Annotated in this window: 23 protein-coding genes and 1 pseudogene; 16 read left to right on the top strand and 8 right to left on the bottom strand. The window is 74.2% G+C overall.

Annotated elements, in window-relative coordinates; translation table 11 throughout:
- Window positions 1-67: 67 nt before the first annotated feature.
- From ABT238_RS11195 to ABT238_RS11165, 7 genes and pseudogenes are all read left to right on the top strand, one after another.
- Entirely contained in the window at window positions 68-1,552 is a 1,485-nt protein-coding gene (locus ABT238_RS11195) for a S28 family serine protease (RefSeq protein WP_350756672.1), read from the top strand.
- A gap of 122 nt (window positions 1,553-1,674) precedes the next feature.
- Window positions 1,675-2,304: a TetR/AcrR family transcriptional regulator gene (locus ABT238_RS11190; protein WP_350562054.1), complete on the top strand. Its 630-nt coding sequence runs from the start codon at window positions 1,675-1,677 to the stop codon at window positions 2,302-2,304.
- Window positions 2,288-3,925, top strand: a complete 1,638-nt coding sequence (locus tag ABT238_RS11185) for an acyl-CoA dehydrogenase family protein (RefSeq protein WP_350562056.1) — start codon at window positions 2,288-2,290, stop codon at window positions 3,923-3,925. The genes ABT238_RS11190 and ABT238_RS11185 overlap by 17 nt, the downstream gene beginning before the upstream one ends.
- The gene (locus tag ABT238_RS11180) at window positions 3,922-4,803 is read left to right on the top strand and encodes an amidohydrolase family protein (protein ID WP_350562058.1); all 882 of its coding nucleotides are present in this window, start codon (window positions 3,922-3,924) and stop codon (window positions 4,801-4,803) included. Before ABT238_RS11185 ends, ABT238_RS11180 begins: the two co-directional genes overlap by 4 nt.
- A pseudogene (locus ABT238_RS11175) lies at window positions 4,706-5,107 on the top strand (hypothetical protein); the annotation flags it as partial. The gene ABT238_RS11180 and the pseudogene ABT238_RS11175, both read left to right, overlap by 98 nt.
- Window positions 5,108-5,411: 304 nt before the next feature.
- A complete protein-coding gene (locus ABT238_RS11170) occupies window positions 5,412-5,786 on the top strand; it encodes an Lrp/AsnC family transcriptional regulator (protein ID WP_350756670.1) in 375 nt (124 codons plus the stop codon).
- Window positions 5,787-5,891: 105 nt separating this feature from the next.
- A complete protein-coding gene (locus tag ABT238_RS11165) occupies window positions 5,892-6,311 on the top strand; it encodes a hypothetical protein (protein ID WP_350756667.1) in 420 nt (139 codons plus the stop codon).
- A gap of 19 nt (window positions 6,312-6,330) precedes the next feature.
- Here the strand turns inward: ABT238_RS11165 and ABT238_RS11160 are convergent, their stop codons facing one another.
- From ABT238_RS11160 to ABT238_RS11150, 3 genes are all read right to left on the bottom strand, one after another.
- On the bottom strand, window positions 6,331-7,167 hold the full coding sequence (locus tag ABT238_RS11160; protein WP_350756664.1) for an MmyB family transcriptional regulator: 837 nt from the start codon (window positions 7,165-7,167) through the stop codon (window positions 6,331-6,333).
- A gap of 32 nt (window positions 7,168-7,199) precedes the next feature.
- Entirely contained in the window at window positions 7,200-7,682 is a 483-nt protein-coding gene (locus tag ABT238_RS11155; RefSeq protein WP_350756661.1) for a DUF2269 family protein, read from the bottom strand.
- A 174-nt stretch (window positions 7,683-7,856) separates the two neighbouring features.
- Window positions 7,857-8,582 (bottom strand): 4'-phosphopantetheinyl transferase family protein, encoded by a 726-nt coding sequence (locus ABT238_RS11150; RefSeq protein WP_350756658.1) that lies wholly within the window; start codon window positions 8,580-8,582, stop codon window positions 7,857-7,859.
- Between the two features lie 270 nt (window positions 8,583-8,852).
- Here ABT238_RS11150 and ABT238_RS11145 point away from each other — a divergent pair, with 270 nt between their 5' ends.
- The gene (locus ABT238_RS11145) at window positions 8,853-10,331 is read left to right on the top strand and encodes a choice-of-anchor A family protein (protein WP_350756655.1); all 1,479 of its coding nucleotides are present in this window, start codon (window positions 8,853-8,855) and stop codon (window positions 10,329-10,331) included.
- 69 nt (window positions 10,332-10,400) lie between these two features.
- Here the strand turns inward: ABT238_RS11145 and ABT238_RS11140 are convergent, their stop codons facing one another.
- Window positions 10,401-11,039, bottom strand: a complete 639-nt coding sequence (locus ABT238_RS11140; RefSeq protein ID WP_350756652.1) for a TetR/AcrR family transcriptional regulator — start codon at window positions 11,037-11,039, stop codon at window positions 10,401-10,403.
- A 65-nt stretch (window positions 11,040-11,104) separates the two neighbouring features.
- Here ABT238_RS11140 and ABT238_RS11135 point away from each other — a divergent pair, with 65 nt between their 5' ends.
- On the top strand, window positions 11,105-12,058 hold the full coding sequence (locus ABT238_RS11135; RefSeq protein WP_350562074.1) for a hypothetical protein: 954 nt from the start codon (window positions 11,105-11,107) through the stop codon (window positions 12,056-12,058).
- A gap of 43 nt (window positions 12,059-12,101) precedes the next feature.
- On the opposite strand, the gene kynU is transcribed toward ABT238_RS11135, so the two are convergent.
- Together kynU and ABT238_RS11125 are read right to left on the bottom strand one after the other, a co-directional pair.
- The gene (kynU, locus tag ABT238_RS11130; protein WP_350756649.1) at window positions 12,102-13,328 is read right to left on the bottom strand and encodes a kynureninase; all 1,227 of its coding nucleotides are present in this window, start codon (window positions 13,326-13,328) and stop codon (window positions 12,102-12,104) included.
- A 64-nt stretch (window positions 13,329-13,392) separates the two neighbouring features.
- On the bottom strand, window positions 13,393-14,223 hold the full coding sequence (locus ABT238_RS11125; protein ID WP_350562078.1) for a tryptophan 2,3-dioxygenase: 831 nt from the start codon (window positions 14,221-14,223) through the stop codon (window positions 13,393-13,395).
- Between the two features lie 188 nt (window positions 14,224-14,411).
- Here ABT238_RS11125 and ABT238_RS11120 point away from each other — a divergent pair, with 188 nt between their 5' ends.
- Window positions 14,412-14,846, top strand: coding sequence for an Lrp/AsnC family transcriptional regulator (locus ABT238_RS11120; protein ID WP_350562080.1), 435 nt, complete (start codon window positions 14,412-14,414; stop codon window positions 14,844-14,846).
- 22 nt (window positions 14,847-14,868) lie between these two features.
- A complete protein-coding gene (locus ABT238_RS11115; RefSeq protein ID WP_350562082.1) occupies window positions 14,869-15,411 on the top strand; it encodes an NADPH-dependent FMN reductase in 543 nt (180 codons plus the stop codon).
- A 49-nt stretch (window positions 15,412-15,460) separates the two neighbouring features.
- On the opposite strand, the gene ABT238_RS11110 is transcribed toward ABT238_RS11115, so the two are convergent.
- On the bottom strand, window positions 15,461-16,096 hold the full coding sequence (locus ABT238_RS11110) for a MarC family protein (protein WP_350562084.1): 636 nt from the start codon (window positions 16,094-16,096) through the stop codon (window positions 15,461-15,463).
- 182 nt (window positions 16,097-16,278) lie between these two features.
- Here ABT238_RS11110 and ABT238_RS11105 point away from each other — a divergent pair, with 182 nt between their 5' ends.
- The 3 genes from ABT238_RS11105 to ABT238_RS11095 all read left to right on the top strand — a co-directional run bounded on the left by ABT238_RS11105 (window position 16,279) and on the right by ABT238_RS11095 (window position 19,742).
- Window positions 16,279-16,839, top strand: a complete 561-nt coding sequence (locus ABT238_RS11105; RefSeq protein WP_350562086.1) for a DoxX family protein — start codon at window positions 16,279-16,281, stop codon at window positions 16,837-16,839.
- Between the two features lie 143 nt (window positions 16,840-16,982).
- Window positions 16,983-17,603 (top strand): hypothetical protein, encoded by a 621-nt coding sequence (locus ABT238_RS11100; RefSeq protein ID WP_350562088.1) that lies wholly within the window; start codon window positions 16,983-16,985, stop codon window positions 17,601-17,603.
- A 339-nt stretch (window positions 17,604-17,942) separates the two neighbouring features.
- Complete coding sequence (locus ABT238_RS11095) at window positions 17,943-19,742, top strand: glycosyl hydrolase family 18 protein (protein WP_350756647.1); 1,800 nt, start codon at window positions 17,943-17,945, stop codon at window positions 19,740-19,742.
- 106 nt (window positions 19,743-19,848) lie between these two features.
- On the opposite strand, the gene ABT238_RS11090 is transcribed toward ABT238_RS11095, so the two are convergent.
- Complete coding sequence (locus tag ABT238_RS11090) at window positions 19,849-20,409, bottom strand: MarR family winged helix-turn-helix transcriptional regulator (RefSeq protein WP_350562092.1); 561 nt, start codon at window positions 20,407-20,409, stop codon at window positions 19,849-19,851.
- Window positions 20,410-20,579: 170 nt separating this feature from the next.
- Between ABT238_RS11090 and ABT238_RS11085 the strand changes: the two genes are divergently transcribed.
- Entirely contained in the window at window positions 20,580-21,920 is a 1,341-nt protein-coding gene (locus tag ABT238_RS11085; RefSeq protein WP_350562093.1) for an MFS transporter, read from the top strand.
- A gap of 227 nt (window positions 21,921-22,147) precedes the next feature.
- The gene (locus ABT238_RS11080) at window positions 22,148-23,755 is read left to right on the top strand and encodes a dolichyl-phosphate-mannose--protein mannosyltransferase (RefSeq protein ID WP_350562094.1); all 1,608 of its coding nucleotides are present in this window, start codon (window positions 22,148-22,150) and stop codon (window positions 23,753-23,755) included.
- The last annotated feature ends 2 nt before the right edge of the window (window positions 23,756-23,757 follow it).

Below are 23,757 nucleotides of genomic sequence, written 5' to 3'. Positions count from 1 at the left end.
GCACCGGCTGCCGGAGAGTTGTACGGACCAGAGCACCAACCAGTTCCGTTGACCCGATGGAGAGTTGATGACCACCACGATCAGAAGGCTGCTGGTCGCCGTTCTGTTGATACCGCTGCTCGGCCTCGGCCTGGCCCCGACGGCCCTGGCCGCCGATCCGGCGGCAGGCGCGGCCCCGGGCGCCGCCCGGGCCGGCGGCGGCGCCTCGCCCGCCGACGACCCGTCGGCCGACATCGGGGACCGCCTGGCGGCGATCCCCGGGCTGACGATCACCGAGGAGCAGCCCACCACCACCGGCCACCGCTTCTTCCTGCTCACCTACACCCAGCCGATCGACCACAGCCGGCCCTGGCGGGGCACCTTCCAGCAGCGCCTCACCGTGCTGCACCGCGGCTACGACCGGCCGACCGTCTTCTTCACCAACGGCTACGCCCTGCGCACCGCGCCCACCCGCACCGAACCGGCCCGGCTGGTCGACGGCAACCAGGTCTCCATCGAGTACCGCTACTTCGCGCCGTCGCGCCCCGAGCCCGCCGACTGGACCAAGGCCGGCATCGAGCAGGCGGCCACCGACGCGCACCGGCTGATCACCGCGCTCAAGCGGATCTACCACCAGGAGTGGCTCTCCACCGGCGGCTCCAAGGGCGGCATGTCCTCCACCTACCACCGCCGCTTCTTCCCGGACGACGTGGCCGGCACCATCGCCTACGTCGCGCCGAACGACGTCGACGACCGCGAGGACTCCGCGTACAGCCGGTTCTTCCAGAACGTCGGCACCCCCGAGTGCCGGGCCGCGCTGACCGCCACCCAGCGTGAGCTGCTGGCCCGCCGCGACCGGCTGGAGCCCCGCTACGCCGCCGACAACGCCGCCGCCAGCTCCACCTTCACCACCATCGGCAGCGCCGACCGGGCCTACGAACTCGCCGTGCTGGACTCGGTCTGGGCGTTCTGGCAGTACAGCCTGGAGGCCGACTGCGCGAACGTCCCGGGCGCCGCCGGCACCGACGACGCGCTGTACGCCTGGCTGGACGCGCGGGTCGGCATCACCGGCAACAGCGACCAGGAGCTCGCCGGCTACACCGCGTACTACTACCAGGCCGGCACCGAGCTGGGCTCGCCCTCCTTCGACGTCTCGGCCCTCAAGGGCCTGCTGCGCTACGACTACAAGGAGCTGTACGCGCCGCGCAGCTACGTGCCGCGCAGCATCCCGATGCGGTTCGACCCGTCCGCCATGCGCGACATCGACCGCTGGGTGCGCCACTCCGCCGAGCGGATCATCTACGTCTACGGCCAGAACGACCCGTGGGGCGCCGAGCCGTTCCGCCTCGGCCGGGGCAGCGAGGACAGCTACGTCTACACGGTGCCCGGCGGCAACCACGGCGCGAACATCGCCCGGCTGCCGGCCGCCGAGTCCGCGGCGGCCACCGCCAAGGTGCTGGAGTGGGCCGGCCTCGGCTCCGACGCCGCCCACGCGCTGAAGGGCCAGTACCAAGTGCCGCCGATCGGCCCGCTGGACGAGGCGGGGCTGCGGCAGGACCGCGTCCGCCTGTAGGACGCCGCTGCCCACGAGACACGGGGCACGAGACGAGGGCCGCCCTGCCGGGCGGCCCTTCGTCGTACGGCGGGCCCGTGCACCCCCTCCCCGAAGCAGTGAATCGGTGCTTCAATGCTTCCATGGCCTACCGCCGCACCCCCGCCGTGCAAGCCCGCCTGGACGCCCAGCGCGAGGCGGTGCTCCAGGCCGCGGCCGGCCTGCTCGCCGAGCGCGGCTACGGCGGCTGCAGCATGGCCGCCGTCGCCGAGCGCGCCGGGATCGCCACCGGGTCGATGTACCAGCACTTCGCGAGCAAGGCCGAGCTGTCCGTCGAGCTCTTCCGCCGGGTGGTCACCCGGGAGGTCGCCGCCGTGCACGAGGCCGTCGCCCGCCACGACACCCCCCGGGGACGGATCGCCGCCGTCGTCGAGACCTTCGCCGCCCGCGCCCTGCGCGCCCCCCGGCTCGCCCACGCCCTGCTGGTCGAACCGGCCGACACCGTGGTGGACGCCGAGCGCCTGGTCTTCCGCCGCACCTTCCGCGACGTGCTCGCCGCCGAGATCACCGCCGCCCTCGCCGCCGGCGAGCTGCCGCCCCAGGACCCGCAGCTGACCGCCGCCGCGATCGTCGGCGCGACCGCCGAGGCCCTCACCGGCCCGCTCGCCGCCGCACCCCCGCCCGCCTCCCGGACCACCCCGCACGCGGTGGTCCCCGCCCTGGTCACCTTCACCCTCCGTTCCCTGGGAGCACGCGATGACAGCGACGCATGAGGTCACCAACCAGGTCCCGCTGCCGTACGGGCACGACACCGCCGCCGACCCCGCGCTGCTCGCGGCCCTGCACCGGGCCGGCGCCGGCTGGGCCGAGCCCGAACTGCGCGCCCTCGGCCGGCTGGCCGGCTCCGAGCAGGCCGCCGAGTGGGGCCGGCTGGCCAACGAGAACCCGCCGGTGCTGCGCACCCACGACCGCTTCGGCCACCGGATCGACGAGGTCGAGTTCCACCCGTACTGGCACGAGCTGATGCGCACCGCCGTCGGCCACGGCCTGCACGCCGCCCCCTGGCGGGACGAGCGGCCCGGCGCGCACGCCGCCCGCGCCGCCAAGTTCCTCGTCTGGGGCCAGGTCGAGGCCGGCCATACCTGCCCGGTCTCGATGACCTACGCCGCCGTCCCCGCCCTGCGCGCCACCCCGGAGCTGGCCGCCGAGTTCGAGCCGCTGCTCGCCGCCACCGAGTACGACTTCGGGCTGCGCGAGCCGCACGGCAAGCGCGGGCTGATCGCCGGCATGTCGATGACCGAGAAGCAGGGCGGCTCCGACGTCCGCACCAACACCACCACCGCCGTCCCGCAGCCGGACGGCAGCTACCGGCTGACCGGCCACAAGTGGTTCACCTCGGCGCCGATGTCCGACCTCTTCCTCACCCTCGCCCAGGCCCCCGGCGGGCTCAGCTGCTTCCTGCTGCCGCGCGTCCTGCCGGACGGCACCCGCAACCGGCTGCGGCTGCAGCGGCTCAAGGACAAGCTGGGCAACAAGTCCAACGCCTCCGCCGAGATCGAGTACGACGAGGCCTACGGCCGGCTGGTCGGCGAGGAGGGCCGGGGCGTGCGGACCATCATCGAGATGGTCACCATGACCCGCCTGGACTGCACCATCGGCGCCGCCTCCGGGATGCGGCTCGGCGCCACCCGGGCCGTCCAGCACGCCCTGCACCGCCGCGCCTTCGGCCGGGCCCTGGTCGACCAGCCGCTGATGCGCAACGTGCTCGCCGACCTGGTCGTCGAGTCAGAGGCGGCCACCACGGTGGCGATGCGGCTCGCCCAGGCCACCGACGCCGCGCTCGCCGGGGACGAGCGGGAGGCGCTGGTGCGCCGGCTCGGCCTGGCCGTCGCCAAGTACTGGGTCTGCAAGCGCGGTCCGGCGCACGCCGCCGAGGCCCTGGAGTGCCTGGGCGGCAATGGCTACGTCGAGGAGTCCGGCATGCCCCGGCTCTACCGGGAGGCGCCGCTGGTCTCCATCTGGGAGGGTTCCGGCAACGTCGCCGCCCTGGACGCGCTGCGGGCCATGGCCAAGCACCCGGAGACCGTCGACGCCCTCCTCGGCGAGCTGGACGCGGCCGCGGGCGCCGACCGCCGGCTGGACACGGCCGTCGCCGACCTGCGCAAGCAGCTCACCGACCTCGACCGGCTGGAGTACCGCACCCGCCGGCTGGTGGAGGCGATGGCGCTGGCCTTCCAGGGCTCGCTGCTCGTCCGGTACGGGGACCCGGCGGTGGCCGACGCGTTCTGCGCCTCGCGGCTCGGCGGCGACCACGGCGCGGCCTTCGGTACCCTGCCGCCCGGTCCGGACGCCGGGGCGATCATCGACCGCGCCCGTCCGGTGCCCGCCGCATGAGCGTGCCCGGCCAGGCGGCCGGGGTGCGTGCCTTCTGGCAGCGCCTCGGCCTGCCCGGCCTGATCGACGTCCACACCCACTTCATGCCGCAGAACGTCCTCGACAAGGTGTGGGCGTACTTCGACGCGGCCGGCCCGCTGACCGGCCGCCCCTGGCCGATCACCTACCGCGAGGCGGAGGAGCAACGCGTCGCCCGGCTGCGGGAGTTCGGGGTCCGGGCGTTCACCGCGATGCTCTACCCGCACAAGCCCGGGATGGCCGAGTGGCTCAACGCCTGGGGCGCGGACTTCGCCGCCCGCACCCCCGGCTGCCTGCACACCGCCACCTTCCACCCCGAGCCCGGCGCCCCCGGGTACGTCGCGCGGGCGCTCACCGGCGGCGCCCGGGTGTTCAAGGCGCACCTGCAGGTCGGCGGCTGGGATCCGAGGGACGGACCGCTCGACGGGGTGTGGGGCCTGCTCGCCGAGACCGGCACCCCGGTGGTCACCCACTGCGGCTCCGGCCCCGTCCCCGGCAAGCACACCGGACCGGGGCCGATCGGGGAGGTGCTCGCCCGGCACCCCCGGCTGGTCCTGGTCGTCGCCCACCTCGGGATGGACGAGTACACCGGCTTCCTCGACCTCGCCGAGCGGTACCCCGGCGTGCGGCTGGACACCACCATGGCGTTCACCGACTTCGCCGAGCGGGACGCGCCGTTCCCGCGCGTCGAACTGCCCCGGCTGCGGGCGCTGGGCGACCGCGTCCTGCTCGGCACCGACTTCCCCAACATCCCCTACCCGTATGGGCATCAGCTGGAGGCGCTGGAGCGGCTCGGACTGGGGGAGGAGTGGCTGCGCGCCGTCTGCCACGACAACGCGGCCGCCCTGTTCGGAATATGACGGACAGTCAGATCCCTTGGGCGGGAGAGTGCGTGGTAGCCGCCCATGGCGGCGACCCGCGCAGTTCCCGCACCTCGTGGCCGCCCGTCGTCCCCCTCCCGTTCGTCCCGGTCGCGTGGTCCGGGAGTACCGCCGGACCGGCCGGACAGGACGCCGCAAGGCGACGGAGCGACGGAGACCGGACACCATGGACGTCACAGCCGCCGATCCGGACACCGTGCTGGACACCCTGGACCGCCGGCTGGTCTGCGCGCTGCAGGCGAACGGCCGGGCCGGGGCCGGACTGATCGCCGAGGTGCTCGTCATCTCCCCGCGCACCGTCACCCGCCGGCTCGCCCGGCTCCAGCGGTCCGGCCTGGTCCGGGTGGTCCGGACGCCCGACGCCGGGGACGCCGCGGTCGGCGCGCTGCTGCTGCGGATCCGGGTGCTGCGCGGCAAGGCCGACACCGTCGCCCGGGCCCTCGCCGACCGGCCGGACGTGCCGCTCGTCGACGTCATGCCCGGCGGCCAGGAGATCGGCGCGGTGATGCTCGCCGACGCCGACGCCGACGCCGACGCCGACGCCGACGCCCGCCACCGCCGCCGTCGCCGAGACCACCGTCCACGCGGTGCTGCACGCCTTCGCGGACGCCGGCCAGTGGCGCTCGGGCCACCTGGGCGAGGCCGAGGCCGCCGCGCCGGCCGAACCCCCGGTCGCCCGCCCCGCCCCGGGCGGCGTCGTGCTGGACGACCTGGACCGCGCGCTGCTGGCCCGGCTCGGCGAGGACGCCCGGCAGTCCCACGCGGCGCTCGCGGCGGCCGTCGGCACCCCGGAGCCGACCGTGCGGCGCCGGCTGTACCGGCTGGACGGCGCCGGGCTGGTGCGCTCCCGGGTCACTGACACCCTCGGCCCGCTGGGCGTCGGCCGCGCCGAGACGACGATCGTGGCGCGGGCCGTGAAGCGGGCGGGCGTGCCGCCGCGTCGGCCGCGCGCCCGGGCATGACCCCGGAGGTAATCGACGCCCGGCCGGGCCCCCGGCACAGTGGTGCCCACCCGGCGGCGGCACCGCCGGCCGGGTTCCCACCCCACTCCCGGAGGCCGATCCGCCATGTCCGCGCACACCCTGAGCACCGCCGGCCGCACCGCCCCCGCCTCGTTCAAGGCGCTGCGCGGCTTCCTCGCCCTCGACGCCGTCGTCAGCGGCGGCAACGGCCTCGCCTACCTGGCCTTCCCCGGGCCGCTCGGCGAGCTGCTGGGTGTCGGCCGCTCGACCCTGCTCGAACTCGGCGCCGTGCTGGCGGTGTTCGGCCTCGCGGTCGGCCTGCTGGCGGCCCGCCCGCAGCCGCCGGGCCTCGCGGTGCGGGCGGTGATCGACATCAACCTGCTCTGGACGGTGCTCAGCGTGGTGGCGATGGAGCTGTGGTTCGCGCCGACCACCGCCGGCTACGTCTGGATCCCCTTCCAGGCCGCCGCCGTGGCCCTCTTCGCCGTGCTCCAGTTCACCGCCCTGCGCCGCCTGCCCGGCTGACGGCACCGGATCGTCGCCGCTACCGCACCGCCCCGACGGCGGCCTGGAGGTAGGCGGCCGTCTCCGGGTCGGCCGGGAGGAAGGTCTCCATGGCCAGCTCGGAGACGGTCACGTCCATCGGCGTGTTGAAGGTGGCGATCGTCGACAGGAACGACAGCACCCGCCCCTCGTGGGCGATCCGCAGCGGCAGCGCGAACGGGAACAGCTCGGTGATGTCCTCCTCGGCCTCCTGGGCCGCCGCTCCGGACGGCTCGGGGTAGGCCCGGACCTCCTCCAGCAGAGCCCGCAGCGGCTCCGAGCGGACCAGTCCGACCTGCTGCTCCATCCGCTCCAGCAGGTGCCGCCGCCACTGCCGCAGGTTCACGATCCGCGGTGCGACGCCCTCCGGGTGCAGGGTGATCCGCATCGCGTTGAGCGGTGGATCCAGCAGGTGCGGGGCGATCCCGGAGAGCAGCAGTCCGAGCGCGCGGTTGGCCGCGAGGACCTGGAAGGTCCCGTCGACGACCAGCGCCGGGTAGGGGTCGTGCGAGGCGAGCAGCCGCTCCATCCCGGAGCGCAGGGCCGCCATCGCCGGGTCGTCCAGCCGCTTCTCGGGGTAGTGCGGCGCGTACCCGGCGGCCAGCAGCAGCGCGTTGCGCTCGCGGACCGGGACGTCGAGGTGCTCGGCGAGCCGGAGCACCATCTCCTGGCTGGGCCGGGCCCGGCCGTTCTCGATGAAGCTGATGTGCCGGGCCGACGAGTCGGCCAGCAGGGCCAGCTGCAGTTGGCTGAGCCGGCGCCGTTCCCGCCAGCCGCGCAGCAGTACGCCCACGCCCGTCCCGGCGGCCTCCGGCCCCATCCCCACCATGATCGTCATGGCCGGAGGCTACTACCGCGGGCGCCGGGGCGTCAGGCGCCGGTGGTCGAACCCGGCCGGACGATCATCAGCACCACGACGACCGCCCAGAGCAGGTTGAAGACGCCGGCCGTCATCGGCAGCAGCTTGAGGCCGTTGACCGCCTTGCCGTGGTCCTCCGAGCCGTTCTCCAGGGCGAGCGCGTCCACCGCGGCCTGCTGGGCGGGCAGCACGAACAGCAGCAGCGCCAGGGCCGCGACGGCGGTCAGCACCATGGAGACGATCATCCAGGACTGGCCGAGCACGTCCATCACCTGGGCGAGCCCGATGCCGAGGACCGGCACGGCGATCCCGAGCAGCGCGTAGACCTGGGTGATCCGGTGCAGCAGCCGCAGCATGCCGGCGTCGGCGGCCTGCTCGGGCCCGCCCGCCAGCGCGGCCCGGGCCCGGCGCGGGAACATGCTGACGGCCACGGCCACCGGGCCGATGAACAGCACCGAGGCGAGGACGTGCAGGCTCAGCAGGAACTTGGCCATGGCGGGGCACCCTTGGGAGTCAACGGGGGCGGCCCGGCGGCGGTCGCGGCGCGGGCAGCCGGGGCGCACGGTTCTCCTCGCCCCGCCCAGGACGCTAACACCGCTTATCCGACCGGCCCCCACCCAGGTCGGCCCCCGCCCGCCCGCGGCGCCCGCCCGCGGGGCCCGCCCCGGTCAGGCGCGCAGGGCGTCGAGCGCCACCGCCCGCGGCGGCAGCTCGCTGACCGCCGCGACGGCCGCGCCGTGCGCCTCGTCCACCCAGTCGAGCACCTGGAAGCCCTCGAAGGGGCTGAGCAGCGGCGCCCCGCCGGGCAGGTCGAGCGGCAGCCCGGAGAGGTCGACGGAGGCGAGGCCGTCCAGCGTGGTCCGGCCGATCTTGACCAGCGCCTCCTTGCGGACCCAGAGCCGCAGGAAGGCCCGGGCCGGGTCGGTGTGCTCCCGGACCTGCCGCAGTTCCTCCTCGGCCAGCACCCGGGGCGCCACGTCGAGCAGGGTGCCGCCGCGGTCGGTCAGCTCGACGTCGACGCCGACCGGCCGGTGCCCGGCCGCCGCCGCGACCACGCCCCTGGTGTGCGAGAGGCTGACCTCGATCCCGGGGTGGTCGGGCAGGTAGGGCTTGCCGTGGTCGCCCTTGTCGCAGTCGGGGCAGTGCTGGGCGAGCGTCAGCGCGGCGGCCGGGACGCCGAGCAGGTCGGCGGCGCAGAGCCGGACCAGGACGTGCCCGGCGATGAAGTCGGTCCGCCCGGACTCGTGCCGGAACCGGGCGGCGCGCTCCTTCTCCACGGCGGTGAGCAGGTGCTCGCCGGCCCCGGGGCGGCGCAGCACGTCGGCGCTCGTGGCGACGGTGGCGATCACGTCGGGAGCGGCGGAGGCGTTGGAGGTCAGGCCCGCGGAAGTCATGCCCCCAACCTAGCGGGGCCGCGTCCGTGCGGGGGAGACACGGTCGGCTCGCCCGGCCGGAGGATTTTCGGATCAACGCTGATGGTCTGTAGGGTATGGATCGTCCGATTTGGTATCGGATATCCCGAATCTCTGGATTCTCTGGGAATCGACCGGGATGATCCAGGATCAGCCGGAACACGGCAGGTGCGCCCCACCTGCCATTTCTCTGCGCGGAGGAAAGTGTCGATGAGTCAGGGAACCGGTGCGCCCGGTCACAGAAGAGCCACCGTGGAGCGGCCCCCCGCCCCCCGCGGCCGGCGGAACGTCCGGATCGCGGTGGCGACCGCCGCCGCGGTGCTGCCGCTCGCGGCGGTGCTGACGGTCGGTTCGGCCGCGCCGCTGGCCCCGCCGCTGGGCGCGTGCAGCGGGCCGGACTGCCCGGCCACCTGGCCGCCGCCGAACAACGGCGACTTCCCCGGCCGGGACGCCACCATCAACGTCTTCACCGGCGGCAACTACACGGTCACCGGCCGGGCGGCCGAGGCCGAGGGCAAGATCGTCACCCTCGGGAACTTCACGGTCGACAAGAGCCAGGGCGGCGGCGCGTTCAACGCGGGCGTCGTCGGCGTCGGCTCGCGGGTTCCTCCGCCGAACGGCAGCGACTTCCTCACCGTCGGCGGCAACGTCAGCGTCCTGCCCGGCAACTCGCTGCTGATCGGCGGCAGCGACTCCCAGGGGCAGGCCTTCGGCAACCTCCGCTACGCGGGCACGCTCACCGGCACGGTCAACATCGACCCGACCGGCCAGGCGATCCAGGACGCCAACGCCGCCGCGCCGTACCAGTCGGTGCTCACCCAGATCGAGGACGTCTCCGCCTGTGTCGGGCGGGCCACCGCCACCGGCACCGTGGCGCTCACCAGCAGCGAGGCGACCTTCACCGGTGACGGGACCAGCATGAAGCAGGTCTTCAACGTCACCGGGAACCTCACCTCGCCGACCGGCGGGCAGATCGGCCTGGTGTTCAACAACATCCCGGCCGGTGCCACCGTCGTGGTCAACATGCTGTCCGCCGACCCGGTGATCAACACCTACACCGGCACCGGGCTGCCCGGCGACCCGACCACCGAGATGCGCTCCAAGCTGATGTGGAACTTCCCCACGGCCACCAGTGCGCAGATCAACGGCAGCGCGCAGTTCCAGGGCGCCGTGATGGCGGGCAACCCGGCCGGCACCACGACCATCGACATGCCGGGCCTCAACGGCCGGGTGTACCTGGCGGGCAATCTGGTGCAGACCGGTAGCGGCGGCTACGAGATCCACAGCTACCCGTTCGACGGGGACCTGCCGGACTGCGAGGTCACCCCGAGCCCGACGCCCACCTCGCCCTCCCCGACGTCCCCGACGCCGACCCCGACGCCCACCGAGACCACCACCTCGCCGGCGCCGACCTCCCCGACGCCGACCACCACGTCCCCGGCGCCGACCTCGCCGACCCCGACGCCGACCGAGACCACCACCTCGGCCGCCCCGACCAGCCCGACCGCGACGTCCAGCACCTCCAGCGCCGCGCCCACCAGCCACGGCCCGACCAGCCACGGTCCCACCACCCACCACCCGGCGCCGAGCCACGGCGGCGGGGGCGGCGGCCAGCTGCCGTCGACCGGCGCGGGCAACGCCCCGGTGGTCTTCGGCCTCGCCGGTGCGGGCCTGCTCGCCCTCGGCGGCCTCGCCGTCCTGGCCGCCCGCCGTCGCGGCCGCCACAGCTGACGGTTCGCGGCGGCCGCTCGCCGCACAGCTCGGGCCGCCCGGTCTCCCCGACCGGGCGGCCCGTCGCGTTCAGGCCCCCGCGCGCCCGCCCGGCCACCCGGCGAGCCCCTCGGCGAGCAGGCCGAAGCCCGCCGTCACCGCCGCCGTGACCCGGGCCCGGACGGCGTCCGCCGGCTCGCCGGCCACCACGCCCCGCCGGACCTCCGCGAGGGCCGCCCGGTGCGCCCCGGCGAGCGCGCCCGCCACCACCCGGGGGAGCGGGGCCCCGGCCGGAAGGCCGGCCTCCTCGGCCAGGGTGGCGGCCAGCGCCTCCTCGGCCCGTTCGCCGAGCTCCAGCAGCCTGGCCCGCAGCGCCGTACTGCCCTCGACCGTCCGCCAGAACGCCGCGGCCCGCGGGTCCAGCCCGTACGTCGGCTCGCCGGCGTCCAGCCCGGCCAGCAGCTCCGCCCGGACGGCGTCGACCGGCGAGCTGCCCGCCGGCCGCTGCCGCACCACCAGGGCCAGCCGGTCGACCACCTCGTCCTGGCGGTCGAAGAAGAGGTCCTCCTTGGTCGGGAAGTAGTTGAACACCGTGGTGACGGCCACGCCGGCGGCGCGGGCGACATCGGCCACCGTCACCCGCTCGAACCCGTGCTCGGCGAACAGCCCCGTCGCGGTGTCGGCCAGCAGGGTCCGGGTCTGCCGCTTCTTCTCCTCGCGAAGTCCCATGCCGGGAATCATAGTGCCGCACCAAACTTGTAGTGACACCAGGAATTTGGGCTACGGTGGGGCCCATGACCTTCACCTTCGGCATCTACCCCGGCGGCCTGCTCGGCGACGAGAGCCGTGTGATCACCCCCGTCCGCCCCGACGACCCCGCGCGGATCACCGCCGCGCTGCGCGCACTCCAGGGCGCCGCGCCCGCCCTGCTGGTCCGCGCCTACCGCTCCTACCCCGGGGGACCGGCCACCCCGCCGACCCCGGCCGCCCCGGAGCAGTACACCGGCGGGGGGCGCCGGCTCGACCTGGTCCTCCAGTTCCGGGCGCCGGACGGCCGGCTGGACGGCTGGCCGGAGTTCGTCCGGCGGACCGTCCGCGAGGAGGGCGGGCGGATCGGCACCCTGCAGATCTGCGAGGAGCCGAACGTCGGCCTCCCGGTGCTCGACGGCTCCGTGCCTAACGTCCGGCGGGCCCTGGTCGAGGGGGTCGTCGCGGCCAAGGAGGAGGCGCTGGCGCTCGGCCTCGACCTCGCCGTGGGGTTCAACGCGGCGTTCAGCCCGGACCCGGCCGACCCGTTCTGGCCCGCCCTCGGCGAGCTCGCCGACGAGCGGTTCCACCGCGCGCTCGACTACGTCGGCCTGGACTTCTTCCCCGACGTCTTCCGTCCCGTGCCCGCCGCGCATCTCGGCGCGGCGGTCGCGGCGGTGCTCACCGGCTTCCGCCGGGAGGTCGTCACCCGGGCCGGCATCGGGCCCGGGGTGCCGGTCCGGGTCTGCGAGCACGGCTGGCCCACCGGCCCCGGCCGCCCGGAGCAGCGGCAGGCCGAGGTGGTCGAGGAGGTGGTCCGGACGGTCGCGGGCCTCGCCGGCGAACTCAACCTCACCGGCTACGGCCACTTCGGCCTGCGCGACGCGGACAGCGCCGGCCCGGGCCCGTTCCACCGCTTCGGCCTGCTGCGGGACGACTACACGCCCAAGCCGGCCTTCGCGGTGTACGGGAAGCTGATCGAGGAGCTGACGGCGGCGTGACACCGGGAGCCCGCCGCCGCGGGCCGGCGGCGGGCTCCCGGGCTCAGGTCACCTCGCCGCGCCGGGCGAAACGCCCGTCCTTCCACTCACCGCTCTCCAGCACCTGCGCCAGGTGCCGCGCCGCGTCCCACACCTCGGTGTGCGAGAGGTACAGCGGGGTGAAGCCGAAGCGCATGAGGTCCGGCGCCCGGAAGTCCCCGATCACCCCGCGGGCGATCAGCGCCTGCACCACCGGGTAGCCGTCGGCGTGCCGCAGCGCCACCTGGCTGCCGCGCCGGGCGTGCTCGCGCGGGGTGGCCACCTCGACGCCGTCCAGGTCCTCCACCAGAGCGATGAACAGATCGGTCAGCGCCAGGCTCTTGGCCCGCACGGCGGCCCGGTCGGCCCGCTCCCAGACGTCCAGCGAGGCCTCCAGCGCCGCCTGGCCGAGCAGCGAGGGCGAGCTGGTGAGGAAGCGGCCGATGCCCTCCTTCGGCTCGTAGCCGGGCTCGAAGGCGAACGGGCGGGCGTGCCCGAACCAGCCGCTCAGCGGCTGCGGCGGCCCGGCCGCCAGGTGCCGCTCGGCGACGTACAGGAAGGCCGGTGCGCCGGGGCCGCCGTTCAGGTACTTGTAGGTGCAGCCGATCGCGAAGTCGGCGCCGCTCGCGGTGAGTTCGACCGGCAGGGCGCCCACCGAGTGGCAGACGTCCCAGATCATCAGCGCCCCGGCGGCCCGCACCCGGGCGGTGATCCCGGGCATGTCCAGCAGCTCGCCGGTCCGGTAGTCGACGTGCGAGAGCACGACCGCGGCGACGTCCCCGTCCAGGTGCTCGTCCAGCTCGGCCGGGTCGATCAGCACGCTGCGGGTGCCCGGGACCAGCCCGGTCACGCCCTCGGCGATGTAGAGGTCGGTCGGGAAGGCCGCGCGGTCGCCCAGCACGGCACAGCGGCCGGGGCGCAGCCGTAGCGCCGCCGCCAGCACCTTGAACAGGTTCACCGAGGTGGTGTCGCAGACCACCAGCTCCTGCGGGGCGGCCCCGACCAGCGGGGCGATCCGCCGGCCCAGCCGGTACGGCTGCTCGAACCAGCCCGCGTCGTTCCAGCTGCGGATCAGCTCCCGGCCCCACTCCTGCTCGACCACCGCCCGCACCCGCTCCGGGGTGCGGACCGGCAGCGCGCCGAGCGAGTTGCCGTCCAGGTAGATCACCCCCGGCGGCAGGGCGAACTCCCCGCGGAACGCCGCCAGCGGGTCGGCGGCGTCCAGCGCCGCGCACTCCTCGCGCGTGATCATGCCCTGCCCCTCCATCGTGTCGCCCGTGCCCACTGCCTGTTCATGCCCGCCGCGCCCGGCGCCGTCACAGCTCGTCCCGGATCGTCCACAGCTCGGGGAAGACGTCCTGCTCGGCGGAGCGGCGCAGCCAGGTCAGACCGCTGGAGCCGCCGGAGCCGGGCTTGCCGCCCATCGACCGCTTGACCGCCGCCAAGTGGCGCTGACGCCACCGCGTCACCCGCTCGGCGACGTCCAGCAGCGCCTCGGCCAGCGGCAGCAGCCCAGCGTGCTCCGCCTCGGTGTAGACCCGCCGCCACGCCGCCGCGACCGCCTCGTCGGGCCGGTACCGCTGCGCGGAGACCGTGTCCGGGACGTCCAGGCCGCGGCGGGCCAGCAGCGCGAGCGCGTCGTCGTACAGGCCGGGGGAGCGCAGCGCCGCGGTGAGCTCCGCGTGGGTCCGCGGGCTGTCCCGGTACATGTTCAGCAGCGCCGGGTTCTTGTTGCCGAGCAGGAACTCCAGGTGCAGGAAGGCCGAGGACTGGAAGCCCGAGGCCTCGCCGAACAGCGGGCGGAAGGCGTTGAACTCGCGCGGGGTGAGCGTGGCCAGGAGGTCCCAGGACTCCACCAGCACGTCCTGGACGTGCGTGCCCCGGCGCAGCGCGGCCAGCGCGCCCGGCAGGTCGTCCTCGCGCAGGGCGCGCTGGGCGAGCGTCCACTCGTGCCGCAGCAGGCCGAACAGCAGCTCCATCACCTGGGTGGTGACGATGAACGACAGCTCGGCGGGCACCTCGCTGAGCGGGTGCTGCAGGCTGTGCAGCTCGTCCAGCCGGGCGTAACGCGCGTAGGGGGTGCCCCGCTCCGGCGCACCGTCCCGACCGAACGACAGGTTGGGCTTCTCCACCGTGTCGTGCCCCATGCCCGATCCTCCTGACGTCCTCGGTGAGTACCGGAGCCCCATTGTGCGGCGGCCCGTCCCGCATTTGAATGGGCGGCGGGCACGGCAACCGCGGCCGCGCCTGTCGTTCGAGAGGTGTTCTCCCGATCCTCTTCACGATCGCAAAGCAGCGGGATCCAGCCAACCGGACCACACCCTCAGGAGCCGCCGTGGACGCCGTCGACCGCCGCCTGCTGGCCGAGCTGCAGGCCGACGCGCGGCTCTCCTACAACGAACTCTCCCGCCGGGTGAGCCTGTCCGCACCCGCCGTGGCCGAACGGGTCCGCCGCCTGGAGGCCGACGGGGTGATCACCGGCTACCACGCCCACGTGGACCTCACCCGCTCCGGCCTGCCGATCACCGCGCTGGTCCAGCTCCAGTGCTACGGCCCGCGCTGCGTGCTGCGCGACCCGGAGGTGGCCCGGTGGCCGGAGGTGCTCCAGCTGCACCGGGTCACCGGGGGCGCCTGCTGCGTGCTGCTGGTCGCCGTTCCGGCGATGGCCGATTTCGAGGCCCTCATCGACCGCCTCGGCGGCTACGGGCAGCCGGCCAGCTCGATGATCCTCTCCAGTCCCGTTCCCTGGCGGCCGGTGGTCGTGCCCTGAGCCGGCCGATAGGTTCCTGGCCATGCCGATCGACCGTCACATCCTGCTGCTCCCGGGCAGCCTGCGCGCCGGGTCCGTGAACGAGACCGTGCTGCGCACCGCCGCCGCCGTCGCGCTGGCCACCGAGGGCGTCGCGACCACCTACTACACCGGGCTGGCGGGGCTGCCGCACTTCAACCCGGACCTCGACACCGACCCGCTGCCGGAGCCGGTGGCCGAGCTGCGGGCGGCGGTGGAGGCCGCCGACGCCCTGCTGATCTGTACGCCCGAGTACGCCGGGACCCTGCCGGGGGCCTTCAAGAACCTGCTGGACTGGACGGTCGGCGGCATCGAGATCGCGGACAAGCCGACCGCCTGGATCAACGCCGCCGGGACCGGCCGGGGCCTGGGCGCCGAGGCGGCGCTGGGCACGGTGCTGCGCTACACCGGGGCGAGCGTGGTCGAGGCCGCCTGTGTGCGGGTGCCGCTGGCGCGCGGGGACGTCGGCGCGGACGGGCTGGTCGCCGACCCGCTGGTGCGCGACCGGATCGGCGAGGCGCTGGTCCGGCTGGCCGCGGCCGCCTGAGCCGCCGCGCCGTCGCCCGCCCCGCTGCGCCGGCGCGCGGCGCCCCGGCTCAGTGCTCCTCGGGCAGGTGCACGCCGAGCCCGGCGAGTCCTTCCAGGAACAGCTCGGCGCCGACCGCCGCGAGCAGCAGACCGAGCAGCCGGGCGATCACCTCCAGCGAGGTCCGGTGGGTGCGCAGCATCAGCGGGGCGAGCACGGCGACGCAGGCGAAGTTGATCGCCACCACGGCGACGTAGGCGCCGGCCACGGTGGCGTGCCAGCCCCAGTCGTCCTTGGCGAGCGAGCCGACCAGGACGGCGGTGACCGCGAGCGGGCTGGCCAGGTACGGCAGCAGCAGCTCGCGGACGCCCTCCACCATCGGGTTCGCCAGGTGCTCGTCCGTCTCGTCGGCGCCGGCGCCGAGGTGGACGCCGAAGACCAGCGCGACCGCGTAGACGAAGAAGATCAGTCCGCCGGCGAGCTGCAACGACTGGTCGCTGATGTGGAACAGCGAGGTGACGAAGTCGGCGCTGAAGGCGAGGGCCACGCCGATCAGGGCCGAGATCAGCGAGCTCCAGGCCGCCAGGCGCCGCAGTTCCCCGGAGGTCCGGGTGGAGGCCAGCCGGGCGAAGGAGAGCAGGACCTTCGGCGGGCCGACCACGGCGAAGAAGGCGATGAAGGCGCTGCTCAGGTCGAAGACGAACATGCGCCAAGCATGGCGGCGGCGATCACCGCCGCCCGGCCGCCACGCCTGGGCGCGGGTTATTCCCGTTCCCGCCGCGATTCGCCCGAACGGCCGTCCCGGGTCGAGCCGGGCGGTGGTTTCCGCTGCCATGGAAGCCGGACCACTCCTCCGTGCGGCGGAGGGCTCCGGAAGGGGACTTGGACATGGCTCTGAACCGTAGCGACCTGGGCCTGCTGGCCCTGCGCGGTGCCGTCGGCGGGGTGCTGATCGCCCACGGCACGCAGAAGCTGTTCGGCTGGTTCGGCGGCGGCGGCCTGGAGGGCACCACCAAGGCGATGGAGGCGATGGGCTTCCACCCGCCGCGGCAGAGCGCGCTGGCCGCGGGCCTCGGCGAGACCGGCGGCGGCGCGCTGCTGGTGGCCGGGCTGGCCACGCCGGCGGCCGGCGCGGTGGTGGCCGGGACGATGGCGGGCGCGGTCGCGGTGCACGCGCCGTCGGGGTTCTTCGCGATGTCGGGCGGCTACGAGTACCCGGCGTTCCTCGGCGCGACCGGTCTGGCGCTGGGGCTGGCCGGGCCGGGCCGGCTGTCGCTGGACCACCTGACCGGGCACGCCGTCAACCAGCCGTGGGTGGGCCTGCTGGCCTTCGCGGCGAGCGCGGCCTCGGCGTACGGGGTGGTGGCCCGCCGCCGGCACGCCGTGCGGCTGGCGGAGGAGCGCGCGGCGGTGGAGGCGCAGACGCAGGAGGGCTCGGGGCTCTCCTGACCCCGGCCGGGCCGCCGGGCGGGGGCTCACCCGAACGCTCCAGCCCTGGTGGCGCCCGCCCCGCGGCCGCCGGAACGTGGGCGGGGAAGCGCGCCGGGCATCCGGCGCCGGCCAGACCCCGCCGGCCAGAATCGAGGACCCCGATGGACCGCCAGCCGACCCGCCGCCCCGCGGCCCCGCCCCGGCCCACCGCCGCCGACCCGCACGCCCCCGCCGTCCGCCGTCCGCACCGCGCCCTGGCCGCGGCCGTGGGCGCCGCCCTGCTCGGCGGGGCCGCGCTGGCGGGCTGCTCCTCCGACGGCGACGGCGGCAACGCGGCCTCCTCGGCCGCCGCGCAGGCGGGCTCGGCGATCGCCGGAGCCGCTTCCGCGGCGGCCTCGGCGGCGAGCGCGGCGCTGGGCACGGCGGCCGGCGGGCTCTCCTCGGCGGCGGCCTCCGCGGTCGCCTCGGCGCAGGCGGCGGCCTCCTCGGCGATCGCCGGTGTGAAGGGCGGCCTGGACGCGAAGGGGGACGTCGCGGTCGGCGCGGTGTCCTTCGTGGACGGCAAGGCCGAGGTGACGCTGACCGTCACCAACCACGAGCAGGAGGGCAACCGTTACGTGATCCAGGTCAACTTCACCGACGACAGCGGCAACGTGCTGGACGTGACCGCGGTGACCCTCCCGGACGTCGCGGCGGGCCAGAGCACCGAGGCGAAGGCGCGCAGCAACCGGGACCTGACGGGGTCGGTGAAGGCCGTAGTCGCCAATGCCGTCCGCTACTGAGCACCCCCGGGCCGCCCCGGCCCGCCCGGCCGCCCCCGCTGATCCGCAGGTCAGCGGGGGCGTCGCGGTTCCCGGGGAACCTTAACGGCGGCTCAAGCCTCAACATCACCCCTTGACGGGGTAGTTGGTCTAGTCCATTTTAGTCCCCAGGTGCAGGGAGCCCCTGAGCCGGCGTCAGCGGTTCGCCGCTGACGCCGGTTCGGCATATCCCGGCGTCCGTCAAGGCATGATCCGCTCGATTCCCCCATCCCGTTCTGTCATGTCCCGGTCGTACGGCCCCACCCCGTACCCGCGTCCCGGGACACGCCGGAATCCCCCACACCCAGGAGTCACGCACCCATGCTCCGTTCACGCATCGAAAGGGCCGGGGCCCCGGTTCAGGAGGGCGGCCGTCGCAAGCGGTCCAAGAGCCTGACCGCGATCGCCGCCGGTACCACGGCCTCCCTGCTGCTCGGCGCGGGCCTCGCGCTCAGCGGTGGCGCCACGGCCAACGCCGCCGTCGGCAACAGCACCGGCGCGCCCGCCACCAGCGGTGGCATCAAGGTCGCCTACTTCGACCAGTGGTCGATCTACTCGAACGCGTACTACCCGAAGACGATCCAGGACACCGGCGTCGCCGGGAAGCTGGATTACATGATCTACTCGTTCGCCAACATCCACCCCACCAACGGCACCTGTTTCCAGGCCACCAAGGCCGCGAGCCAGGACGAGAACAACCCCAACGCGGGTGACGGTGCGGCGGACGCGTTCGCCGACTACCAGAAGAGCTTCGGCCCGGACCTCTCGGTCGACGGCGTCGGCGACGTCTGGGGCCAGCCGATCGCGGGCAACTTCAACCAGCTGAAGAAGCTGAAGGCGAAGAACCCGAACCTCAAGATCCTGATCTCGCTGGGCGGTTGGACGTACTCCAAGTACTTCTCGTCGGCGGCCGCCACGGACGCCTCGCGCAAGAAGCTGGTCTCGTCCTGCATCGACATGTTCATCAAGGGCAACCTGCCGGTCGACGCCGGCTACGGCGGCCCGGGCTCGGCGGCGGGCATCTTCGACGGCATCGACATCGACTGGGAGTACCCGGGCGGTGGCGGCCACCTGGGCAACCAGGCGAGCCCGAACGACAAGCAGAACTTCACCCTGCTGCTGAAGGAGCTGCGCGAGCAGCTCGACGCGCAGGGCAAGATCGACGGCAAGACGTACCACACCGCCGCCGCGGTGGGCGCCGGCCAGGACAAGATCAAGAACGTCGAGACCGACAAGATCGGCCAGTACCTGACGTTCCTGGACATCATGACGTACGACATGCACGGCGGCTGGGAGGCCAAGGGCCCGACCAACCACCAGGCCCCGATCTACTCCGGCCCGAACGACCCGATGACCCCGGTCCCCGGCGGCACCGGCAAGTACTCGGTCGACGACGCCGTCAAGGCGTACACCGTGGGCGACCCGCAGTACGGCATCGCGGGCGGCTTCCCCGCCAAGAAGATCAACGTCGGCGTGCCGTTCTACTACCGCGGCTGGACCGGCGTCCAGAACAACGGCAAGAACGGTCTGTTCCAGCCCGCCACCGCCCCGGCCCCGGGCGCGGCCCTGTCGGGCAACGTCCCCGGCATCCAGATGTACAAGGAGCTGGCCGGCTTCGTCGACAACCCGTCGAAGACCTACTGGGACGACGCGGCCAAGGCGACCTACTTCTACGACGGCAACGTCTTCTGGTCCGGTGAGGACGCCCGCTCGATCCAGGCCAAGCTGGACTACGCGCACTGCAACGGCCTCGGCGGCTCCTTCGCCTTCTCGCTGTACGACCTGGGCACCAAGACCGCGCTGTTCGACAAGATGGTCGAGGCCACCAACGGTTCCGCCGCGGCCTGCCCGGCCCCGCCGGTGACCACCCCGCCGACCACGCCGCCGACCACGCCGCCGACCACGCCTCCGACCACCCCGCCCACGACCCCGCCGACCACCCCGCCGACCACCCCGGCCGGTTGCGCGGGCGCCCCGAGCTGGGACGCGGCCGCCACCTACGCGACCCCGACCAAGGTCTCCTGGAAGGGTCACTACTACACCAACAAGTGGTGGACCAAGGGCGACGACCCGAGCGCCAGCGGCGCCTGGGGCGTCTGGACCGACAACGGTCCCTGCTGACCCGCCACTGATCGGATGAGGGCCTGACGGACCCTCGCACCGCGCACCAGAGGTCCGGCCCGCCGGGGGAGTCCCCCGGCGGGCCGGACTGCTGTCGTGGGGCCGCTCAGGCCAGGTCGGCGGTGCGCCCGAGGGCGTCCGGCTGGCTCTCCTCGATCCGGCGCAGCATCCGCGCCAGCATCCCGGACAGCACCGTGCGGTCCTCGCCGACGACGTCCTGGAGCAGTTCCTCCTCGAAGACCGCGGCCATCCGCATCGACTCCAGCCACTTGTCCCGGCCGAGGTCGGTCAGCTCGATGATCACCCGGACCCGGTTGGCCTCGTCCCGCTCCCGGGTGACCAGCCCCTCGGTGACCATCCGGTCGATCCGGTGGGTCATCGCGGCGGGGGTGAGTCCGAGCCGCTTGGCCAGCTCGCCGGGTCCGAGCTGGTACGGGCTGCCGGAGACCACCAGCGCCTTGAGCACCTCCCACTCGGCGGAGGTGATTCCGAGCACAGTCAGCTGCCGGTCGTAGGCGACGGTCATCCGCCGGGCGACCCGGGAGAGCGTCTGCACGATGGTCTCCACCTGCGGGTCGACGGTGGGGAATTCCCGCTGGTAGAGGGCCACCTGCTCGGCGATGCCCAGCTCGCGGGGGGTGGCCGGCGCGGGCTTCTCTGCAGTCATGCGGACCAGTGTCCCATGCGCGATGCACTCCTTAAGCCTTTGACTCGACACTCTTCTGGTGCTAAGACTTTAGAGTCAAACTTTAGCTCTTAAGTCTTCTTCCCTTAAGAGTACGCGACGAAAACCGACGGAGCCCTGACGCCTCCGTCCGCAACGAAGGGGTGTGCACGGTGACCGGCACGGTGAAGCAGCAGAGGCAGCAGCGACGCGGGGCGGGCGGCCCGCTGCGCCGCGTCCAGATCGGAAACGCGCTGAGCGCGTTCGGCAGCGGATTCACGATGCCGTACATGTTCGTGTACGTGGACCAGGTGCGCGGGCTGGGCTCGCTCGCCGCCGGGATGGTGTTCACCGTCTTCGCGCTGGCCGCGCTCGCCGTCCTGCCGTTCACCGGCCGCGGCATCGACCGGTACGGGCCGCGTCCGGTGCTGCTGGCCGGCGCCGCGCTGGCCTCCACCGGCGCGTTCGCCTTCGGGCACGCCACCGGCACCCCGGCGCTGCTGGTCGCCTCCTTCCTGTTCGGCGCGGGTGTCACCACCTGCCAGCCGGCGCTCGCCACGATGATCGTCCGCTGCTCCACCGCGGCGACCCGCTCGCACGCCTTCGCGCTGCAGTTCACCCTGGTCAACCTGGGCATGGGCATCGGCGCGCTGGTCGGCGGGCAGATCGTCGACGTCGCCGACCCGGCCAGCCTGACCCGGCTGTTCACCATCGAGGCCGCGACCTTCCTCGGCCTCGCCCTGGTGACCGGTACCGCCAGGATCCCGAAGGCCGCGCCGCTGCTCGTCCAGGAGAAGAACGACGGCCCGCAGGGCCTGCGCGCCCTGCTCGCCGACAAGGCCATGGTCCGGCTCAGCATCCTCGCCGGCATGATCTTCTTCGCCTGCTACGGCCAGTTCGAGTCCGGCGTCGCCGCCTTCGCCACCGACACCGTCGGCACCGCCCCGTCCACCCTGGGCATCGCCATCGGCGCCAACGCGCTGACCATCGTGGTGCTGCAGATGTTCGTGGTGCGGATCACCGCCCGCCGCCGGCGCACCACCGCGATGGCCGCCGCCGGCGTGGTCTGGCTCGGCGCCTGGGCGATGGCCCTGGTGGCCGGCCTGATCCGGACCGAGGCGATGGCCGCCACGGTCGCGATCGTCTCGATCTACGCCCTGTTCGGAGTCGGTGAGTCGCTGCTCGCCCCGACCATGGGCCCGATCGTCGCCGACCTCGCCCCGGCCCGGCTGCTCGGCACCTACAACGCCGGGTACGCCCTGGTGAAGCAGATCGCGGTCGCCGTCGGCCCGGCGGTGGGCGTCCTGCTGGTCGGCTCCGGCACCTGGCCGCTCTACCTGGCGGCGATGGCCGGCTGCACCGTGCTGATCGTCGTCCTGGCGCTGCGCCTGCGGCCGTACCTCACGGCGGCCCAGGACAACGCGCCCGACGCCTCCGCCGGCGACGAGCAGGCCCCCGCGGCCCCGGTCCGCGCCCCGGCCCGGCCGGTCCGCGAACTCCAGGCCGCCGCCTGACCACGGGCGGCACCGCCCGGACGGGCGCCGGACAGGTCACCTGTCCGGCGCCCGTCGCGCTTGGTTTCGCGACCGGCGGCACATAGTGTCAATGGCTGTCGGCCGTCCGGCCGCGGTCACCCGGGCCGGTGCAGGCCCCGGCCGGCCCGGGCCGACCGCGGCCACCGGCGCGTCCTGCCGGCGGCCGGCACAGGCGAGACAGGCGAACCGGCGAGGCAACCGACACCATGACGCAAGCGGCGCTCACCCACTCCCCGGCGGCAGCGGCCCCGGCCGGCCCGGCACCGGAGCGGCGGGGGCTGCTGCGCCGGGCGGCGGCCCGCACCGACTGGCTCGGACCGATCGCCGTGGCGCTCTTCGCCGGCCTGCTGCGGTTCTGGAACCTCGGCTACCCCAACGCCTTCGTCTTCGACGAGACCTACTACCCCAAGGACGCCTGGTCCCTGCTCCGGCAGGGCTACGAGGGCACCTGGTCGGAGCGCGCGAACGAGCAGGTCCTGGCCGTCCCGCAGCAGATCCCGCTGACCTCCGCGCCCGAGTTCATCGCCCACCCGCCGCTCGGCAAGTGGGTGATCTCGCTCGGCGAGTGGGCCTTCGGCCTGAACCCCTTCGGGTGGCGGTTCATGACCGCGCTGCTCGGCACCGTCACCGTGCTGATGCTCGCCCGGATCGGCCGCCGGCTCTTCGGCTCCACCCTGATCGGCTGCACCGCCGCCCTGCTGATGGCCGTCGACGGCCTCCAGCTGGTGATGAGCCGGGTCGGCCTGCTCGACGGCGTCCAGATGTTCTTCGTCCTGGCCGCCTTCGGCGCGCTGCTGATCGACCGCGACCGCACCCGCGCCCGGCTCGCCGCCGTGCTGCCCGACCGCGGCGGCGACACCGTCCGGCTCGGCTGGCGCCCCTGGCGGATCACCGCCGGGCTCTGCCTGGGCGCCGCCGCCGGGGTCAAGTGGAACGGCGCCATGGTGCTCGCCGCCTTCGGCCTGCTCACCGTGCTCTGGGACCAGTCCGGCCGCCGCTGGGCCGGCGCCCGCCGCCCCTGGCGCTCGATGCTGCGCCTCGACGCGGTGCCCGCCTTCCTCGCCATGGTCGGCTCCGCCTTCGCCGTCTACGTCGGTGGCTGGGCCGGCTGGCTGTTCACCGGCGGCGGCTTCGACCGGCACTGGGCCGACGGCCGGGCCGGCCTGTCCCCGGACAGCTTCCTCGGCGTCGCGCTGCCGCAGGTCTCGATGAGCTGGGTGCCCGCCCCGCTGCGCAGCCTGTGGCACTACCACGCGCAGATGTACGACTTCAACACCGGCCTGAGCAGCCCGCACACCTACCAGTCCAACCCGTTCAGCTGGCTGGTCCAGGGCCGGCCGGTCTCCATGTACTGGGAGCAGGTGCCGGCCGGTCAGCACGGCTGCACCGCGTCCGGCGGCTGCGCGGCGCAGATCCTGGGCCTGGGCACCCCGCTGCTCTGGTGGACGGCCTGCTTCGCGCTGGTCTACCTGCTCTGGCGCTGGTTCTTCCGCCGGGACTGGCGCTCCGGCGCGGTGCTGTGCGGCGTCGCCGGCGTCTACCTGCCGTGGTTCCAGTACCAGGAGCGGACGGTCTTCTCCTTCTACATGGTGGTGCTGGTCCCCTTCCTCTGCCTGGCCGTGGCGCAGATGCTGGGCGCGATGCTCGGGCCGCCGGGCTGCTCGCCCGAGCGGCGGCGGATCGGCGCGGTGGGCGCCGGGCTGATCGTGCTGGCGATCATGGCCTGCTTCGCCTTCTTCTATCCGCTCTACACGGCGGAGGTGATCCCGATGACGTCCTGGCAGGACCGGATGTGGTTCACCAGCTGGATCTGATC

The sequence above is a fragment of the Kitasatospora sp. NPDC001527 genome, from assembly GCF_040298605.1.
In the GTDB taxonomy this organism is placed as follows: domain Bacteria; phylum Actinomycetota; class Actinomycetes; order Streptomycetales; family Streptomycetaceae; genus Kitasatospora.
The sequence above is the reverse complement of the archived record's forward strand: the minus strand, read 5'-3'. Positions and strand labels throughout refer to the sequence as shown.

Coding starts and splice junctions, on each gene's coding strand:
- ABT238_RS11195 (WP_350756672.1), top strand. CDS start 68: ATGACCACCACGATCAGAAGGCTGCTGGTCGCCGTTCTGTTGATACCG.
- ABT238_RS11190 (WP_350562054.1), top strand. CDS start 1,675: ATGGCCTACCGCCGCACCCCCGCCGTGCAAGCCCGCCTGGACGCCCAG.
- ABT238_RS11185 (WP_350562056.1), top strand. CDS start 2,288: ATGACAGCGACGCATGAGGTCACCAACCAGGTCCCGCTGCCGTACGGG.
- ABT238_RS11180 (WP_350562058.1), top strand. CDS start 3,922: ATGAGCGTGCCCGGCCAGGCGGCCGGGGTGCGTGCCTTCTGGCAGCGC.
- ABT238_RS11165 (WP_350756667.1), top strand. CDS start 5,892: ATGTCCGCGCACACCCTGAGCACCGCCGGCCGCACCGCCCCCGCCTCG.
- ABT238_RS11160 (WP_350756664.1), bottom strand. CDS start 7,167: ATGACGATCATGGTGGGGATGGGGCCGGAGGCCGCCGGGACGGGCGTG.
- ABT238_RS11155 (WP_350756661.1), bottom strand. CDS start 7,682: ATGGCCAAGTTCCTGCTGAGCCTGCACGTCCTCGCCTCGGTGCTGTTC.
- ABT238_RS11150 (WP_350756658.1), bottom strand. CDS start 8,582: ATGACTTCCGCGGGCCTGACCTCCAACGCCTCCGCCGCTCCCGACGTG.
- ABT238_RS11140 (WP_350756652.1), bottom strand. CDS start 11,039: ATGGGACTTCGCGAGGAGAAGAAGCGGCAGACCCGGACCCTGCTGGCC.
- ABT238_RS11135 (WP_350562074.1), top strand. CDS start 11,105: ATGACCTTCACCTTCGGCATCTACCCCGGCGGCCTGCTCGGCGACGAG.
- kynU (WP_350756649.1), bottom strand. CDS start 13,328: ATGATCACGCGCGAGGAGTGCGCGGCGCTGGACGCCGCCGACCCGCTG.
- ABT238_RS11125 (WP_350562078.1), bottom strand. CDS start 14,223: ATGGGGCACGACACGGTGGAGAAGCCCAACCTGTCGTTCGGTCGGGAC.
- ABT238_RS11115 (WP_350562082.1), top strand. CDS start 14,869: ATGCCGATCGACCGTCACATCCTGCTGCTCCCGGGCAGCCTGCGCGCC.
- ABT238_RS11110 (WP_350562084.1), bottom strand. CDS start 16,096: ATGTTCGTCTTCGACCTGAGCAGCGCCTTCATCGCCTTCTTCGCCGTG.
- ABT238_RS11105 (WP_350562086.1), top strand. CDS start 16,279: ATGGCTCTGAACCGTAGCGACCTGGGCCTGCTGGCCCTGCGCGGTGCC.
- ABT238_RS11100 (WP_350562088.1), top strand. CDS start 16,983: ATGGACCGCCAGCCGACCCGCCGCCCCGCGGCCCCGCCCCGGCCCACC.
- ABT238_RS11095 (WP_350756647.1), top strand. CDS start 17,943: ATGCTCCGTTCACGCATCGAAAGGGCCGGGGCCCCGGTTCAGGAGGGC.
- ABT238_RS11090 (WP_350562092.1), bottom strand. CDS start 20,409: ATGACTGCAGAGAAGCCCGCGCCGGCCACCCCCCGCGAGCTGGGCATC.
- ABT238_RS11080 (WP_350562094.1), top strand. CDS start 22,148: ATGACGCAAGCGGCGCTCACCCACTCCCCGGCGGCAGCGGCCCCGGCC.